Source organism: Corynebacterium sp. CCUG 65737, assembly GCF_024454115.1.
GTDB classification, from domain to species: domain Bacteria; phylum Actinomycetota; class Actinomycetes; order Mycobacteriales; family Mycobacteriaceae; genus Corynebacterium; species Corynebacterium genitalium.
Window position 1 is genome coordinate 1 of the sequence record NZ_JAGPZB010000002.1, and the last position, 14,744, is coordinate 14,744.

Consider the following 14,744-nt stretch of genomic DNA (forward strand, 5'->3'; position numbering starts at 1 on the left):
TATATGCCCCGGAAGCATATACTTTCCTGAAACCTACAGGTCACCCCATGAAAATCGGCGATTCCGGACACACATTTTGACCCTTAACCCCAGTAACATCGTGGAGCTTTTTGGCACTTTAGTCTGTCCAAAGTGTTTGACCGGTGCGGGCGGACGCTATAACTTTGTTACAGGTTTGTCATCTTTTCCTTCATGTTCTTTCAGAAAGAGGTCCTCGTGGGCAAGCACCGCGCTTCCTCCCGTCGCACGTCGCGTCCGATCGTTGCAGCTGGCGTACTTACAGCCGTCGCAGCTGCGGGTTCTACCGTCCCGGCTTATGCCGAGGACGTTGAGACCATGATCAAGGAGATGGAAGATGTCTCCCACCAGGCCACCGAGAAGGCCGAAGAGGTCAAGGAGATCGAGGACCAGATCGTCAAAGGCGATAAGGAAGTCAAGACGCTGCAGAGGCAAGCTGATGATGCAAAGCGTGAAGCAGAACGCGCGGTAGGCGCTCGGTCGGGCGCGCAGCAGGAGGTCGACGGCCACGCGCGTACGCAGTACCGCAACGTCTCTAACGACGCGCGACTTAATGCCCTCGATGCAATGAATCCGCAGGAGGCTATTGACCGCGCTTCCTACCTCGGTTCTCTGAGCCGCTCCGCGCAGCGCACCCTGGATAACTCCACCCAGTTGAACAAGCAAGCAGCCCAGCGGGCCACCGACGCTAACATTGCCGTGGCTGTGGCCAACTACCGCAAGGCGGAGCTGGAGGGCAAGCGCGACAAGCTGGAGAAGGAGCGCAAAGACCTGGACGCCAAGGTCAAGGAAGTCGAGCGTCGCGTGGATGCGTTCACCCCGGAGCAGCGCGCCGCGTGGGAGGCGAAGAACGGACCGGTAGCTCTCAACGTCCCGGCATCCGCCTATGGTGACGGCGTGGTGGGTGCAGCCTTGTCCAAGATTGGTTCACCGTACGGCTGGGGCGCAGCTGGCCCGAACCAGTTCGATTGCTCCGGCTTGATGTACTGGTCCTACGCTCAGAACGGCAAGACCATCCCGCGCACCTCACAGGCGCAGCTGGCTGGCGGCACGCCGGTGCCTTTGTCTGAGCTGCAGCCGGGCGACATCATCGGTTACTACCCGGGAATTACTCACGTGGGCATGTACATCGGTGACGGCCAGGTTGTGCACGCCTCCGATTACGGTATTCCGGTCCAGGTCGTGCCGTTGAACTCGATGCCTGTTCAGGGCGCTGTCCGCTACTAAGCGCTAAGGCATCTGCGCCATTAAGGTTCTCCTGGTCACCAACGACTTCCCGCCTACTTTCGGCGGGATTCAGTCGTATTTGCGGGATTTCACCGACGCTGTCGCTGCTACCTGCGGTGCGGAGTCCATCGTTGTTTTCGCATCGACACAGGATCATGAGCAAGCATCGCTTTACGACGCTTCTTCTGCCATCCCCATCTTTCGCTGGCCGAAGCAGGTCATGCTCCCTACCCCTCGAACCGCTGAACGCATGAGCCAGATCATTCGAGAACAGGGCATTGACACCGTGTGGTTCGGCGCCGCCGCCCCGTTGGGGTTGATGGCCGGGGTCGCGCGCAAGGCGGGTGCGAAGAGAGTTGTCGCAAGCACCCACGGCCATGAAGTCGGGTGGTCGATGCTCCCAGGGCCGCGCCAGGCACTACGGCGGATTGGAAACTCCTCCGACGTGGTGACTTACGTGTCGGACTACACCCGCAGGAGGTTCTCACGCGCCTTCGGGAAGCACGCCGAGTATGTCGCGTTGCCGTCGGGCGTGGATACGGACTTCTTCCGCCCAGCTTCAGAGTCGCAGCGGAGAACGGCCCGGCAACGCTACGGCTACGGGGCAGACCCGTTGGTGGTTGTTCCGTCTCGGCTCGTCGCGCGCAAAGGACAGGACATGTTGATTCGCGTTTGGCCAAGTATCCGGCAGGTCTTTCCGGATGCGAAGCTCGCGATCATCGGGCAGGGACCTTATGAAGACACGCTGCGCAAGCTGGCCGATAGAAACGCCGTCACAGACTCAGTGCGTTTCCATGGCCGCCTGGAGCGTGAGGACATGCGTGATCTTCTCGCTGCGGCCGACGTCATGGCAATGCCGGCCCGGACACGCGGCTGGGGGCTAGACGTCGAAGGCTTAGGCATCGTCTACCTGGAAGCCCAAGCGTGCGGTATCCCCGTTGTGGCGGGGGACTCTGGCGGAGCGCCGGAGACGGTGACGCCGGAGAGCGGCATTGTCGTGGACGGGCATTCAGAGAAAGAGATCACCACGGCCGTGCTCACTTTGCTTGCGGACCCGGAAAGGCGTCGACGCATGGGGCGCGCAGGCCGCGAGCACGTAAGCCAGGCTTTCTCGTGGGAGATGCTGACGAGCAGGCTCGTCCGTGTGTTGGGTCTAGAATGATCTGTCATGGTCACAATCGGATTCGACATTGGCGGGACGAATACGCGCGCTGGTGTCGTCGATAAGTACGGCGACATCGTGGACGTGGAGGAAACTCATACTCCCCACGACGCGGACGGACTGACTCACGCCATCGTCGAACTGGTGGAAGTTTTGCGCCGCAGGCATTCCATCGGCGCTGTCGGTCTCGCCGTCGCCGGTTTCTTGGATCCGGACTGTGAAGTGGTCCGTTTCGCTCCGCACCTACCGTGGCAGGACAACGCGCCAGTGAAGCAGCTGCTGGAAGAAGAGCTGGAGTTGCCGGTATGCCTGGAGCATGATGCGAACGCCGCGGCGTGGGGCGAATACCGCTACGGTGCCGCCCAGGACGCAGACACGTGGGTGTTCTTTGCCGTGGGTACAGGCATTGGTGCAACACTCATGCATCACGGTGAGATCTACCGCGGTTCTTTTGGTACCGCACCCGAATTCGGTCACATCACCGTCGTCCAAGGTGGGCGTGCATGCTCCTGCGGGAAACAAGGGTGCTTGGAGCGCTATGCCTCTGGCACTGCGCTGGTGGACACCGCCGTTGAGATTGCTACGAAGGGTGGATTTGAACCCTGCACGCTGTACCGCAGGGCCGTCGATAAGCGCGCGACTGGCAACGATGTTGTCGCTGCCGCACGCAACGGCGATGCGCTGGCGCTAGCAACAATGGATGACTTTGCGTGCTGGCTCGGACAGGGTCTTTCCATCGTGAGCGACGTGCTCGACCCGGAGTTGATCGTGCTGGGCGGGGGAGTGAGCGCGGATGCTGACCTGTTCCTCGATGCTGCGCACGAAGCCATGCGTCGCAACATGGTCGGATCCGGCTTCCGCCCGATTCCACGTCTGCAAACTGCGGACCTTGGACCGCAGGCAGGTATGATTGGCGTTGCTGATTTGGCCCGCAAACTTCTTTAGGGGAAAACATGAACAACAAGTGGTACAAGTTTTTCAAGTACATCTTGATTGGTCCCTGGCTGCGGTTGTGGAACCGGCCTGAAACGCACGGCCTGGACAACATTCCGCCCGAAGGAACTCCCGCGCTAATGGTGTCCAACCACCAGGCCGTGATGGACTCCTTCTACTTTCCCCTGGTGTGCCCGCGCCAGCTGGTGCACCCCGCAAAGAAGGAGTACTTTACCGCTCCGGGATTGGTCGGGCGCATCCAGAAATTCTTCTTCACTTCCGTGGGACAGGTTCCCATCGACCGATCTGCGAAAGATGCCGGCGACAACTTGCTCAAAGTGACCAAGGAAGTCTTCGACAACGGCGACCTGTTCTGCATCTACCCGGAGGGCACTCGTTCCCCGGACGGCCGCATTTACAAGGGCAAGACTGGCATGGCGCGAATCGCGATGGAAACTGGTGTGCCTTGCATCCCAGTGGCCATGATTGACACCCGTGAGGCAAACCCGATTGGCACCTGGATTCCGCGTCCGGTCAAGGTGACCATCAAAGTCGGTGAGCCCATCGACCCGCACCAGTGGGCCCGCGACAACGGCTACGACCCGTCTGACTCCGCCGTGTGGCGCCCGTTCACGGACTTCTTCATGGAGCAACTCGAGGAACTGTCCGGCTACCCCTACTGCGACGCCTACGCGGCGGCCGTGAAGAAGTCGCTCGAAGCTGGCAACGGGTACCCGGAGGGCACCGAGCCGCCGTGGGGTTGGCTGCAGTAAAGCGTGCGGTACTTCTATGACACGGAGTTCATCGAAGATGGCTCCACCATCGAACTGATCTCCATCGGCATCGTGGCTGAGGACGGACGCGAGTATTACGCAGTGTCCACGGATTTCAACGGTTCACGCGCCAACCCTTGGGTGCGTGAGAACGTTCTAGAGAAACTCCCGAACCCGTCCAGTCCGGAATGGAAGCCTCTGGCGCGCATCCGTGAAGAAGTGCATGCCTTTCTCACCCCAAACGGCACGAGGCCTGAGCTGTGGGCGTGGGTGGGTGCCTATGATCATGTGGTTTTCGCGCAGATGTGGGGCGACATGACGAAGCTGCCTAAGGACTTGCCGCGGTTCACCCGCGAGCTCAAGCAGTACTGGGAGATGGCTGGCCGCCCGAAGATTCCTCCTGCTCCGAAAGATGCCCACGACGCGCTTGTGGACGCTCGACACAACCTGATCAAGTTCCGCGCCTGCAACGACGTTCTGCCATTGGACCGCCGTGGAAGAATTACCCGCCCTGAGTAGGAGAAACGTCTCGGGCGTGCTACAAGTTATAGGGTGAGTTGGACTGTAGACATCCCCAAAGAAGTACTGCCCGATCTACCGCCGTTGCCCGGCGATATCAATGAGGAATTCCAGAAGGTTCTGGGCCTCGAAGCGAAACAGCAGCCGACATGGGATGAGAACGCGGCCGTATACGTCCGCAAGATCCTCGAATCGGTCCCGCCGGTGGTGGTTGCACCCGAGATCCACAAGCTGAAGAGCCAGCTAGCAGACGTCGCTGAGGGCAATGCGTTCCTCCTGCAGGGCGGCGACTGCGCTGAGACATTCGAGTCCAACACTGAGCCGCACATCCGCGCCAACATCAAGACGCTGCTGCAGATGGCCGTCGTGCTCACCTACGGAGCGTCCACCCCGGTGGTGAAACTGGCCCGCATTGCTGGCCAGTACGCCAAGCCGCGTTCCTCGGACTTGGACGAGAACGGTCTGCCGAACTACCGCGGTGACATTGTCAACGGTGTGGAACCCACCGAAGAGTCCCGCAAGCACGACCCGGCACGCATGGTCCGCGCTTACGCCAACTCCTCTGCCGCCATGAACTTGGTGCGCGCTCTGACTACCTCCGGTACCGCTGACCTGTACCGCGTTGAGGCATGGAACCGTGAGTTCGTGGCTAACTCCGCTGCCGGCGCCCGTTACGAGGCCCTGTCACGCGAGATCACCCGCTCCCTGCACTTCATGGATGCCTGCGGCGTGAATGACCGTGAGCTGCGCACCTCCGAGATCTACGCTTCCCACGAGGCGTTGCTGGTGGATTACGAGCGTGCCATGCTGCGCCTCGCCGAAGACGAGAACGGCGAGACCAAGCTCTACGATCTGTCTGCTCACCAGCTCTGGATCGGCGAGCGCACCCGCGGCCTCGACGACTTCCACGTGAACTTCGCGGCGCTGATCAACAACCCGATCGGCCTGAAACTCGGCCCGTCCACCACCCCGGAGGAAGCCGTCGCTTACGCCGCGAAGCTGGACCCGAACCGCGAACCCGGCCGCCTCACCTTTGTCGCCCGCATGGGCCACGACAAGGTGCGTGATGTCCTTCCGGGCATTGTGGATGCTGTTGAGCGCGAGGGACACAAGGTCATTTGGCAGTCCGACCCGATGCACGGCAACACCTTCACCGCGTCCAACGGATACAAGACCCGCCACTTCGACAAAATCATCGACGAAGTGCAGGGCTTCTTCGAGGTCCACCGCCACCTGGGCACCCACCCGGGCGGCATCCACATCGAGCTGACCGGCGAGCACGTCACGGAGTGCCTCGGCGGTGCCCAGGACATCACCGACATCGACCTGCCGGGCCGTTATGAGTCCGCGTGCGACCCGCGCCTGAACACCGAGCAGGCTCTGGAGCTCGCGTTCCTCGTCGCGGAGATGCTCCGCAACTAAGTTGCGCTTAGTAGTACTCCGGCATCCGGATAATCTCGGGGATCTCCCCGTACCATCCGGAGCCGTACCACCAGCCACCGACGGCGACAGCCGCGGTGGCTGTAATCATGAGTAGCACTATGACGGCTGTTGCCGCTGCGGAGCGGTTCGTCTCCGGTTCGGGGATGCGCGGAGCTTCAGGTTCGCGCACCGGTGCCTGTGCTGGAACGGGCGGGTGCGCAGGTGCATCCGCTGGCACTGGCGCAGGGGCTTGCGGCCGATACTGCTGCTGGTGGTCCTGGTGATACAGCGCAGGCGATGGTTCGCGTACTGGTTCTTGCAGGTGCTCGCGCTCTGGTTCGTATACCGGCTGGTGGTCAAAGCGCGTTTCGGGCGCAAGCTCGGGTTCCTCTGCCCCGTCCTGTTCGATCTGCGTCACCCCGGTCGGAATGGCGGCCACACGGTGGGCGGCCGACTGGGTCGGTGCCGGAACGGTGAAGTCGGGCAAGTCCAAGTCGGCGGAAACGTCCTCGAGGGCGTCGAGGAATTCGTCTGCGTCAGCGAAGCGGTCGCGGGGGTGGCGGGCAGTGGCGGTGGCCACGAGCTCGTCGAAAAGCATGGGCACCCCCGCGATGCGTGAGGATGGTGGCGGCACATCCCTGTGCAACCGCGCCATCGCGTGCGCCAGTGAGGTGTCGCCGGAAAACGGCTGGGTACCGGTGAGCAGTTCAAAGAGCACGATGCCGGCGGAGTAGACGTCCGAAGCTTGGGTGAGCTCGGAACCGTCGACTTGCTCCGGGGAGAGATAGGCGACGGTGCCCACGATCTGGTCGGTGGAACGCTGGGATTCGCTGGCTGCGCGAACCAAGCCGAAGTCTGCGAGCTTCACCGAATTGTCGCCGTTAATGAGGATGTTGTCCGGTTTGATGTCGCGATGGACCAACCCGCGGCGGTGCGCCACAGACAGCCCGGTGAGCATCGAACGCATGACTTCAGCAGCGGCATGCGGGGGCATGGGGCCTCGCTCGGCCAAAAGCTCGCGCAGCGTGCCGCCGGTGATGAGCTCCATGATGAGGAAGACATCCTCGCCGTGGGAGGAGAAGTCGTAGACGTTGACTAAGTTCGGGTGGCTCATCTGCGCCATGGCGCGAGCTTCGCGTTGGAAGCGGTCGAGAAACAGCGGATCGTCGACATAGCGCGGGTGCATGACCTTGGCGGCGACTTCGCGGTCGAGACGAGTATCCAGGCAGCGGTAGACCGTGGACATGCCACCGCGGGCAATGGGGCGGTCCACGGCGTAACGTCCTTCCAATACGTCGCCAGCTGCAAGGTCACTCATGGCATATAAGTATGGCCGACGAGGCTGGGGAAGTGCTAGCAGCGCGCGTACAGTGAAGAGCGTGAGTGATATCGAATATGACCTTGACACGCTTCTTGAGGGCGAAACGCTGCTGTCTTTCCCTGAGGTGGCGGACCGTCTCGGTGTCCCAGTGACCAAGGTCCACGATTACGTTGGTGCGGGAAAACTCGTTGCGCACAAGGCTGACGGTGTGAAGTACATTCCAGAGGCGCTTCTGAGCGGTGATGAGCTATCCAAGTTCGTTGGTGGCGCGATCACGGTGCTTCTCGACGGCGGATACCGCCCCGACGAAATCCTCGCCTACCTCTTCACTGACGACGACAGTCTGCCTGGCCGCCCCATCGATGCGTTGCATGGGCATGGTGCCCGCGAAGTAATCAGGCGCGCGCAGGCAATGGCGTTTTAACGCTCCGGGCTGCAAGCCAGCCGAGAAGGAAGACCGCCAGCATCCACCAGCCGACGTAAAAGCGGTGGTTTCCGCTGCCCATGAACGACAGCGCGACAATGACTGACGCAGCGACGGTCACCTTCACCAGCCAGCGCGGCGGTGCGAACGTTCCCGCAACGCTGATCGACGATGCGTAGTACCACGGCAGCGTCACCGCGTTGAACACGAACGCCACTAGGTACGCCAGTGCTACGCCCTTGACGGCGCGGCGCTGCGACTGGCGGTAGAGGACCCACACCACGACGAGACCAACCAGCATGAGCACAGACCCGATGGTGCGGGTGAAGTCGCGGACAGTGTTGTAAGGGAATTCCTCATCCACCAGCCACACGAGCGGAGTGACCAAGTCTGTGATGAGTGTGGCGCCGGAGAGGGGATTGACCACCTTCGAGTTGCCCGAGATCTCCGCTAGCCAACCCCACGATGTGCCGGATGCCCAGGTAACTGCGGCGACGACGGCGATGGACAGCGCGACGACGCTTACTCCCGCGGCCAGGAAAACGGTGACTCGGCGGCCGTAACGCTGCATCGCGATCCACACGACAAACGGCAGTGCAATGGCCGCCGTCGCCTTGAGCGAGACTGCCACGGAGATGAGCACGATCCCCGCAAAGAAGCGGCTATGCAGGCAGGCGAGCAAGCCGATGCTGACCAGGCCGACCATCACAGACTCGTTATGCATGCCGCCGACCATGTGGATGATCATCACTGGGTTGGCCACGCCGAGCCACAGCGCCAATGCAGGATCCCCACCCAGCTCACGCGCGATGCGCGGGACTGCCCACGCGATAGCGGCGAAACCGGCGAAGGAGATGAATTTGTAGACAATGATGCCGGCCATGACGTTGTCGCCGACAGCAGTGGTCACTCCTTCGCCGATCCACAAGTGCAGCGGGCCATAAGGGGTGGTCGTATTCCGCCAGTCGTGCGAGACCTCCAGCAAGTACGGCCCTGGGTTGACGGCCGCGCCCTCGTCGTAAGGGTTGAAGCCGTCGCGCACCATGGCGCCCTGCATGAGGTAGGAGTACACGTCGCGCGACATCAGCGGTGCCGCGAGCAGCAGGGGAGCGGTCCACCCCCATACCGCAGCGCGGACCTGTTCCACGTGAGCTCCCTGCAGCATGACCCACGCGAAAACGAGGAGAAAAAGCCCGGCAGTGAGAGCGACGTCGGCAAGCCCGCGCGCGTGGCCGTAGGACAGGAAGGCCCATCCGAAGTAGTCGAGCATTCCGCCGCGGTTGCGGGTGGCGCCCGCGCCGAAAGAACCGAGCGCGATAAGCGCGGTGCCGGCAACGCCGAGCGGAACTACGACACGGGGAGACATGGTGCGGAGCTTACATGCGCCGCGCGGTGGCATTGACCGCCAGGGTCTCGAGTGTCTCCACCGCCTCGGGCGACAACGCGGCACCACGGACATGTGCAAGGCCGGATTCGGTCAACTCGTCGATACGCTTTTCGACGTCTTCTACCGCCCCCGTCTCACGAATGATCCCCGAGAGTTCGGCGATCTCGTCGGGGGTCAGGGCCGTACCAATGCCGTCCCGGAGGCGCTGCGCTGCCGCCGGGTCACGCTCATCGGCTGCCTGGAGCGCACGGGAATACAGCACAGTGCGCTTGCCTTCCCGCAGGTCGTCTCCGGCGGGTTTTCCGGTGACCTTCGGGTCGCCGAAGACACCGAGAATGTCGTCGCGAAGCTGGAAAGCGATCCCGATGTCGTGGCCGTAACGCCGCAGAGCCGCAATCGTGTCATCGTCCGCACCCGCGATTGCTGCGCCCAAGTGGAGGGGGCGCTCGATGGTGTATGCGGCAGTTTTGAAACGATTGACTGCATTTGCAAGCTCTTCGCTTTCGCAGCCGGCGGCTTCGAGCGAAATATCCAGAATCTGGCCGCCGATGACCTCCGCGCGCATGCCTCGCCAGGGCTCGGAAGCGCGGAGAAGAGCCGCATGGCTCAGGCCGGAGTGGTGCCACATGTCGTCTGCCCACACGAGCGCCAAATCACCGACCAAAATGGCGAGGCTTTCCCCGAACTTGTCGGAATCTCCGAGCCAGTTGTGTTCGCGGTGACTGTGCGCGGCGGCGACGTGCACGGTCGGGTTTCCGCGCCGGGTCGCAGATGCATCGATAATGTCATCATGGATGAGTGCGCATGCCTGAATGAATTCCAAGGAACTCACCGCGCAGAGCACAGCTGCCGGATCCTCCTCCGTATTCTCCAGCCCGTTCGCACCGACAAACCCGACCCATCCGAATGTGGGGCGAATGCGCTTACCACCCCCGAGAACGAAGGTGCGCAGGTGCTCTACCGCCTCCGATACCGGCGGACCGATGACGTCCACTGAATGGCCGTGCTCGGTGAAGAACTTTTCCAGTTCCCGTTCCACAGCCGCGGGGATCTGTGCAGTAGTCGGGACATCGGCCTTATCGGGATGGGTCACCATAGCGGCCACTCTACAGACTGGGAGCCCAGCGGTAGCGTGCGTCCGAGCACCGCAAAGGGACGGGAATCTCCCGCGTAGAGGAAGTTGCGTAGGACATCTTTGAATCCGAGTGAGCGGTAGAGACCGAAAGCGGCATTTGCTTCCGCCGGGACTTCAGGCGTTGACAGCAGGACGTACTTGCGACCTATATCTACTAGCAGCTCGTGAATCAGGGCGTGTCCAACGCCCTGTCCCTGTAGGTCAGGCGCAACGTGGATCTCCGCTAGCTCGAAGTAATGCGATGTCAACTCGCGCCGTATGTGGTCGGGGATGCTCTGTTGCTGCATACCCAGACGAAGTTGCTGGTCCCACCATCTGTCGGGCGTGCCGTTGAAACCGTAGGCGACACCGGCGAGCGCTCCGGTCTCTGTGAATGCCGCCACGGCAGTGAAACCCGGATGTGAGGTCTCACGGCGCCATACCCCGATTCGCTGTTCGCGGAGGGTGCGCGGGTACTTCATGGCAGTGATATAGAGATCAACCAGGTCCGGAGCCATGCGGGCAAAGTCAAAACCGGACAACCTGCGGATAGTGAAGGTCACGTCTTAATCGAATCACGTCGGGGTTAGTGCGGGGCCATTTTTGGGGTTCGAATGTGCGTTCGATTGGGTAGCCCGGTTTGTCGGGTGGGGGTCCTAGGTTGTTACTCAACAAAACGAACTGCCGACAGGTGAGACGGCCAGCCAAAGGAGGCCCATTATGAACAGCGTTATCTCTGCAACCACTGGCACGGTGTACGGAACGGTTCCAGCTGCCTCCCGGAGTGAGAATTTTCTCGGCACCGCTCGAGCTCTGCTGGATGAGTCGTATGCGCACCTTGGCGCCGGCCGGTCCGATCTTGCGCTGGAGAGCGCCTACCGCGCAGCACTGCGAACGGCAGGCGCAGTCGTGGCGGATTCGGCGGTGATTGCTAAAAGGAAGAGGTTGCCAACCAGTGCGTGGGCAAAGCTCAAGCTGACCGGTGTCCGCGGCGGCTATTGGGCGGAAGTGTTCGAGGGCTACTCGCGATTGCGCGGGCGGGTCGCCTCGGGCATCGAGCTAAAGCCTGATGGTGCACTAGTCGCGGAGCTGGTTGACCGGGCCGCCGCGTTCTATGCGGAGGTAGCGGGGGAGGGGCCGGGTATGGCGGCGGCGTAGCATGTCCAGGCGTGTGCAGGCGCTATGATGATGTGAGCGTCCAGGGAACAATGCCGTGTAGTTGAGCGTTGTACTCACATAGTGGACACCGACCAAACATGGCTGGGAGGAAAAGTGGCTCTTTCAGAGCAAGAACAGAAGTTACTCCGTGAGATTGAGGAGTCGCTTCTCGCTGACGACCCTAAATTTGGGTCGACGGTGGCTTCCTCGGCGGGGTACGGGGCTGAGCAGCCGGCCGGCAAGCTGACGATTCGCTCTTTCGCCATCATCGTTTTGGGTCTGCTGCTGCTCATCGGTGGTGTTGCTTTGGCTACGCAGAGCATCTGGTTTGTCATCATCAGCATCGTTGGCTTCGTCGTGATGTTCGCCGGTGGCATGTGGGCGTTGCAGACGCCGAACGAGTCCGCTTCGCCGGCGCAAGAAACGCGCCAAGGTAGTCAGGCGCAGCGCAATGGCATGAGCTCGCGCATGGAAGAAAACTTCCGCCGCCGTTTCGAAGATAGATGACGCTTAACCGCTGACCCCTCGCGCCGCTATCAACGGCGGTACTCAACCCTCCAGGAATTGATGTTCTTGGAGGGTTTTCTTGTATGCGCGATGTCTGCCACTTTGCCCCACCTCGTCCACCCACTTTGCCCCACACGAGCTCATTGACTCTGGCGAACTGGGATATTGCCGATATTCAAGGTGGTGCCATTGTGATTCAAGAGATGTATTTAGGTTAAAGTCATTCATGTTTCGCGCATTTTGACCGTTTTTGGGGCTGGGTGCGGGAGATTCTGCCACCGTATTCAAGCGGTGTGACCTGCAGTGAAGAAACTTTATTAAGAAAACACGCCGCGGAAACTAGCGTTTGTGGGACGAAGTGGGTTAAAGTGGGGCCAGCGAAACGCGATGTGTCGTGTGGAGCTGCATAAAAGTTCACAACCGGAGTCGTTGAGTGAAGGAAGGTAGGGCGCCGGATGTTTCTGGGCACCTATACTCCCAAGCTGGACGACAAGGGACGCCTGACACTGCCAGCGAAATTCCGTGAGGGACTCGCTGACGGTCTGATGGTGACCAAGGGGCAAGACCACTCTCTGGCGGTCTATCCCCGCGAGGAGTTCGCGGCCCGCGCTCGTAAGGCGGCAGCGGTCTCCCGTACGAATCCGAAGGCGCGTGCTTTCATCCGTAACTTGGCAGCAAGTGCGGACGAGCAAGCGCTCGATGGTTCGGGTCGCATCACTCTGTCGCCGGCGCACCGCGATTACGCGAACCTCTCAAAGGAATGCGTGGTCATCGGGTCAGTGGATTTCTTGGAGATCTGGGACGCGGAGTCCTGGGAGAAATACCAAGAAAATACCGAGGCTGCCTTCTCGGCGGCTGATGAGGACGACATTCTCTCGGGTCTGCTCTAACAGGGCAGGCGAGTGGAGAGCGTGTACGAACTCTGCTCGGGGCGCGAGTCGTTCTGGTGTACTTCCCCGATATCAGAATGACCGCCCCGGGCAGGGCTCTATACGTTCCCCGCGGCAACAACTGCAGGTACTTCAAACCCAGGGCGCTCCAAGGGGGTGGACTCGATGGCACAGGAAACAGCAACCGACAACGGCCACGGCCACATCCCCGTCATGCGCGACCGCATGGGAGAACTCCTTCGCCCTGCGGTAGAGCGCTTCGGGCCCCACGCTGTCATCGTCGACGGCACGCTGGGTGCCGGTGGACACACGGAGTACTTCCTGGACACCTTTCCGGAGGCATCAGTCATCGGCATTGACCGTGACGGTGCTGCGCTTGCCCAAGCGGGCGAGCGTCTCGCGCGATTCGGTGACCGTTTCGCGCCGGTGCGGGGCCGCTTTGATTGCCTCGCGGAATCGCTGCGCGACGGTACCGGGCCGGTCTTTGAGACCGTACGCGCGCATGGCTTAGCCGGGGCATTTTTCGACCTCGGTGTCTCATCAATGCAGCTCGACCAGGAAGAGCGCGGCTTCGCTTACCGCGTGGACGCCCCGCTGGACATGCGCATGGACCCGTCGGCAGGTATTACTGCGGCCGATGTGCTGAACACCTACAGCCACGGTGACCTCGCGCATGTGCTCAAGGCGTACGGCGACGAGCGTTTCGCCGGTAAGATCGCCAGCGCTGTCCTCGACGAACGGGAGAAAGCTCCCTTCGACACGTCCGCACGCCTGGTGGAGTTGCTCTACCGGGTGATTCCGGCCGCCACCCGCCGCACCGGCGGCCATCCGGCGAAGCGGACATTCCAGGCGCTTCGCGTGGAAGTCAACCGCGAACTGGACGCACTCACCAACGTGTTGCCGATGGTCGCCGAAGCCCTCGGCCCCGGTGGCCGGGCGGTGTTCATGAGTTACCAATCGCATGAAGACAAGCTGGTCAAGCGCGCGTTCACGGAGTGGACAACGTCCAAAACGCCCGCCGGTTTACCGACCGAACTGCCGGGCATGGCCGCCGAATTCCGCATGGTCACTCACGGTGCAGAGAAGGCGTCGGAGGCGGAAGTGGAAGTCAACAGGCGTGCGGCGCCAGTGCGTGTACGAGCCGTCGAAAAGCTGGAACAACAGTGAAGGGAACAACAATGGGAGCAAGCCGAGACCTCACCGCCGGATCGACGGCGCTGTTGGAGCGTACGACAAAGACCGCTCCGGCCCGCCCGAAGACGACTGGGCTGAAGCCGCACTTGCCTCGCGGCCCACGACGCTTGGGTTCGAAGCAGGTTGTGTCTGTCCGTGGACGCCGCGTGGTCAACACCACGGCGGCAAAGCGAACGTTCTCCAAGCTGTCCATTCTGTCGCTGCCGCTGCTCATTTTGGGCATCTTCGGTGCCATGATGCTCTCCGCTCTGTCCACTCAGCAGACGTTCACCATTCAGCAACTCCAGAATGAGGAACGCACGCTGAGCAACGAAATTGAGACCCTCAACCGCAACCTGGAGGATGCGCGCGCAGCCGCAGACATCGCCGCGAAGGCGGACGCGGCCGGTCTCGTTGTTCCCGAACAACCAGGAATTATTGCCGTGAATGAGAAGGGCGAAGCCCACGAGACGCGCGAGGCCGATCCGGAGAAAACCGGCCAGGTCGTGGACGTCAACGGAGAGACTATTCGCGTCGACCGCGCAACGAGCGACCGTGACGCGACGAGCGATGTTGCCGACAATCTGTCTGCTTTACCGCAAACGTCTAACGGCGCACCGACTGGACCGCCCGCGCCAGCTGCTCCACCCGCAGCGGGCGGGGCCCCGGCAGCGCTGCCGAGCATTCCTGGCGCTCGGTAAAAACGTAAAGGCGTG

General features: G+C 61.6%; 16 protein-coding genes. 12 read left to right on the forward strand and 4 right to left on the reverse strand.

Annotation, left to right across the window (positions count from 1 at the left end; translation table 11 throughout):
- Positions 1-192: 192 nt before the first annotated feature.
- The 6 genes from KBX17_RS02015 to KBX17_RS02040 are packed head-to-tail and all read left to right on the forward strand — an operon-like array spanning position 193 to position 6,054.
- Positions 193-1,245, forward strand: coding sequence for a C40 family peptidase (locus KBX17_RS02015; RefSeq protein ID WP_256018314.1), 1,053 nt, complete (start codon positions 193-195; stop codon positions 1,243-1,245).
- A 19-nt stretch (positions 1,246-1,264) separates the two neighbouring features.
- Complete coding sequence (locus tag KBX17_RS02020; protein WP_256018482.1) at positions 1,265-2,407, forward strand: glycosyltransferase family 4 protein; 1,143 nt, start codon at positions 1,265-1,267, stop codon at positions 2,405-2,407.
- 6 nt (positions 2,408-2,413) lie between these two features.
- Complete coding sequence (locus tag KBX17_RS02025; protein ID WP_256018316.1) at positions 2,414-3,352, forward strand: ROK family protein; 939 nt, start codon at positions 2,414-2,416, stop codon at positions 3,350-3,352.
- Between the two features lie 8 nt (positions 3,353-3,360).
- Positions 3,361-4,113, forward strand: coding sequence for a 1-acyl-sn-glycerol-3-phosphate acyltransferase (locus tag KBX17_RS02030; protein WP_005289525.1), 753 nt, complete (start codon positions 3,361-3,363; stop codon positions 4,111-4,113).
- Between the two features lie 3 nt (positions 4,114-4,116).
- Entirely contained in the window at positions 4,117-4,632 is a 516-nt protein-coding gene (locus KBX17_RS02035) for a polyadenylate-specific 3'-exoribonuclease AS (RefSeq protein ID WP_005289528.1), read from the forward strand.
- Positions 4,633-4,665: 33 nt separating this feature from the next.
- A complete protein-coding gene (locus tag KBX17_RS02040) occupies positions 4,666-6,054 on the forward strand; it encodes a class II 3-deoxy-7-phosphoheptulonate synthase (protein WP_005289530.1) in 1,389 nt (462 codons plus the stop codon).
- A gap of 7 nt (positions 6,055-6,061) precedes the next feature.
- Here the strand turns inward: KBX17_RS02040 and KBX17_RS02045 are convergent, their stop codons facing one another.
- A complete protein-coding gene (locus tag KBX17_RS02045; RefSeq protein ID WP_256018317.1) occupies positions 6,062-7,372 on the reverse strand; it encodes a protein kinase in 1,311 nt (436 codons plus the stop codon).
- Positions 7,373-7,424: 52 nt separating this feature from the next.
- Between KBX17_RS02045 and KBX17_RS02050 the strand changes: the two genes are divergently transcribed.
- Positions 7,425-7,799: an Rv2175c family DNA-binding protein gene (locus KBX17_RS02050; RefSeq protein WP_005289534.1), complete on the forward strand. Its 375-nt coding sequence runs from the start codon at positions 7,425-7,427 to the stop codon at positions 7,797-7,799.
- Here the strand turns inward: KBX17_RS02050 and KBX17_RS02055 are convergent.
- The 3 genes from KBX17_RS02055 to KBX17_RS02065 are packed head-to-tail and all read right to left on the reverse strand — an operon-like array spanning position 7,771 to position 10,863.
- A complete protein-coding gene (locus tag KBX17_RS02055) occupies positions 7,771-9,165 on the reverse strand; it encodes an alpha-(1->6)-mannopyranosyltransferase A (RefSeq protein WP_256018319.1) in 1,395 nt (464 codons plus the stop codon). The genes KBX17_RS02050 and KBX17_RS02055 overlap by 29 nt on opposite strands.
- A gap of 10 nt (positions 9,166-9,175) precedes the next feature.
- Positions 9,176-10,282 (reverse strand): polyprenyl synthetase family protein, encoded by a 1,107-nt coding sequence (locus tag KBX17_RS02060; RefSeq protein WP_255994791.1) that lies wholly within the window; start codon positions 10,280-10,282, stop codon positions 9,176-9,178.
- Entirely contained in the window at positions 10,276-10,863 is a 588-nt protein-coding gene (locus KBX17_RS02065; protein ID WP_256018320.1) for an N-acetyltransferase, read from the reverse strand. Before KBX17_RS02065 ends, KBX17_RS02060 begins: the two co-directional genes overlap by 7 nt.
- A gap of 157 nt (positions 10,864-11,020) precedes the next feature.
- On the opposite strand from KBX17_RS02065, the gene KBX17_RS02070 reads away from it, so the two are divergent.
- The 5 genes from KBX17_RS02070 to KBX17_RS02090 all read left to right on the forward strand — a co-directional run bounded on the left by KBX17_RS02070 (position 11,021) and on the right by KBX17_RS02090 (position 14,729).
- Positions 11,021-11,458 (forward strand): SAV_6107 family HEPN domain-containing protein, encoded by a 438-nt coding sequence (locus tag KBX17_RS02070; protein WP_005289544.1) that lies wholly within the window; start codon positions 11,021-11,023, stop codon positions 11,456-11,458.
- 114 nt (positions 11,459-11,572) lie between these two features.
- Positions 11,573-11,965: a DUF3040 domain-containing protein gene (locus KBX17_RS02075; RefSeq protein ID WP_040423594.1), complete on the forward strand. Its 393-nt coding sequence runs from the start codon at positions 11,573-11,575 to the stop codon at positions 11,963-11,965.
- Positions 11,966-12,420: 455 nt separating this feature from the next.
- Positions 12,421-12,855, forward strand: a complete 435-nt coding sequence (mraZ, locus tag KBX17_RS02080) for a division/cell wall cluster transcriptional repressor MraZ (RefSeq protein WP_005289548.1) — start codon at positions 12,421-12,423, stop codon at positions 12,853-12,855.
- A 165-nt stretch (positions 12,856-13,020) separates the two neighbouring features.
- Positions 13,021-14,022, forward strand: a complete 1,002-nt coding sequence (gene rsmH / locus KBX17_RS02085) for a 16S rRNA (cytosine(1402)-N(4))-methyltransferase RsmH (RefSeq protein ID WP_256018322.1) — start codon at positions 13,021-13,023, stop codon at positions 14,020-14,022.
- An 11-nt stretch (positions 14,023-14,033) separates the two neighbouring features.
- Positions 14,034-14,729: a hypothetical protein gene (locus KBX17_RS02090; protein WP_050748800.1), complete on the forward strand. Its 696-nt coding sequence runs from the start codon at positions 14,034-14,036 to the stop codon at positions 14,727-14,729.
- Positions 14,730-14,744: the final 15 nt, after the last annotated feature.

What these genes read in the sequence shown, in the direction of transcription:
- KBX17_RS02090 (WP_050748800.1), top strand. Translation starts at nt 14,034, where the DNA reads ATGGGAGCAAGCCGAGACCTCACCGCCGGATCGACGGCGCTGTTGGAG.
- KBX17_RS02015 (WP_256018314.1), top strand. Translation starts at nt 193, where the DNA reads ATGTTCTTTCAGAAAGAGGTCCTCGTGGGCAAGCACCGCGCTTCCTCC.
- KBX17_RS02045 (WP_256018317.1), bottom strand. Translation starts at nt 7,372, where the DNA reads ATGAGTGACCTTGCAGCTGGCGACGTATTGGAAGGACGTTACGCCGTG.
- KBX17_RS02055 (WP_256018319.1), bottom strand. Translation starts at nt 9,165, where the DNA reads ATGTCTCCCCGTGTCGTAGTTCCGCTCGGCGTTGCCGGCACCGCGCTT.
- rsmH (WP_256018322.1), top strand. Translation starts at nt 13,021, where the DNA reads ATGGCACAGGAAACAGCAACCGACAACGGCCACGGCCACATCCCCGTC.
- mraZ (WP_005289548.1), top strand. Translation starts at nt 12,421, where the DNA reads ATGTTTCTGGGCACCTATACTCCCAAGCTGGACGACAAGGGACGCCTG.
- KBX17_RS02070 (WP_005289544.1), top strand. Translation starts at nt 11,021, where the DNA reads ATGAACAGCGTTATCTCTGCAACCACTGGCACGGTGTACGGAACGGTT.
- KBX17_RS02030 (WP_005289525.1), top strand. Translation starts at nt 3,361, where the DNA reads ATGAACAACAAGTGGTACAAGTTTTTCAAGTACATCTTGATTGGTCCC.
- KBX17_RS02060 (WP_255994791.1), bottom strand. Translation starts at nt 10,282, where the DNA reads ATGGTGACCCATCCCGATAAGGCCGATGTCCCGACTACTGCACAGATC.
- KBX17_RS02025 (WP_256018316.1), top strand. Translation starts at nt 2,414, where the DNA reads ATGGTCACAATCGGATTCGACATTGGCGGGACGAATACGCGCGCTGGT.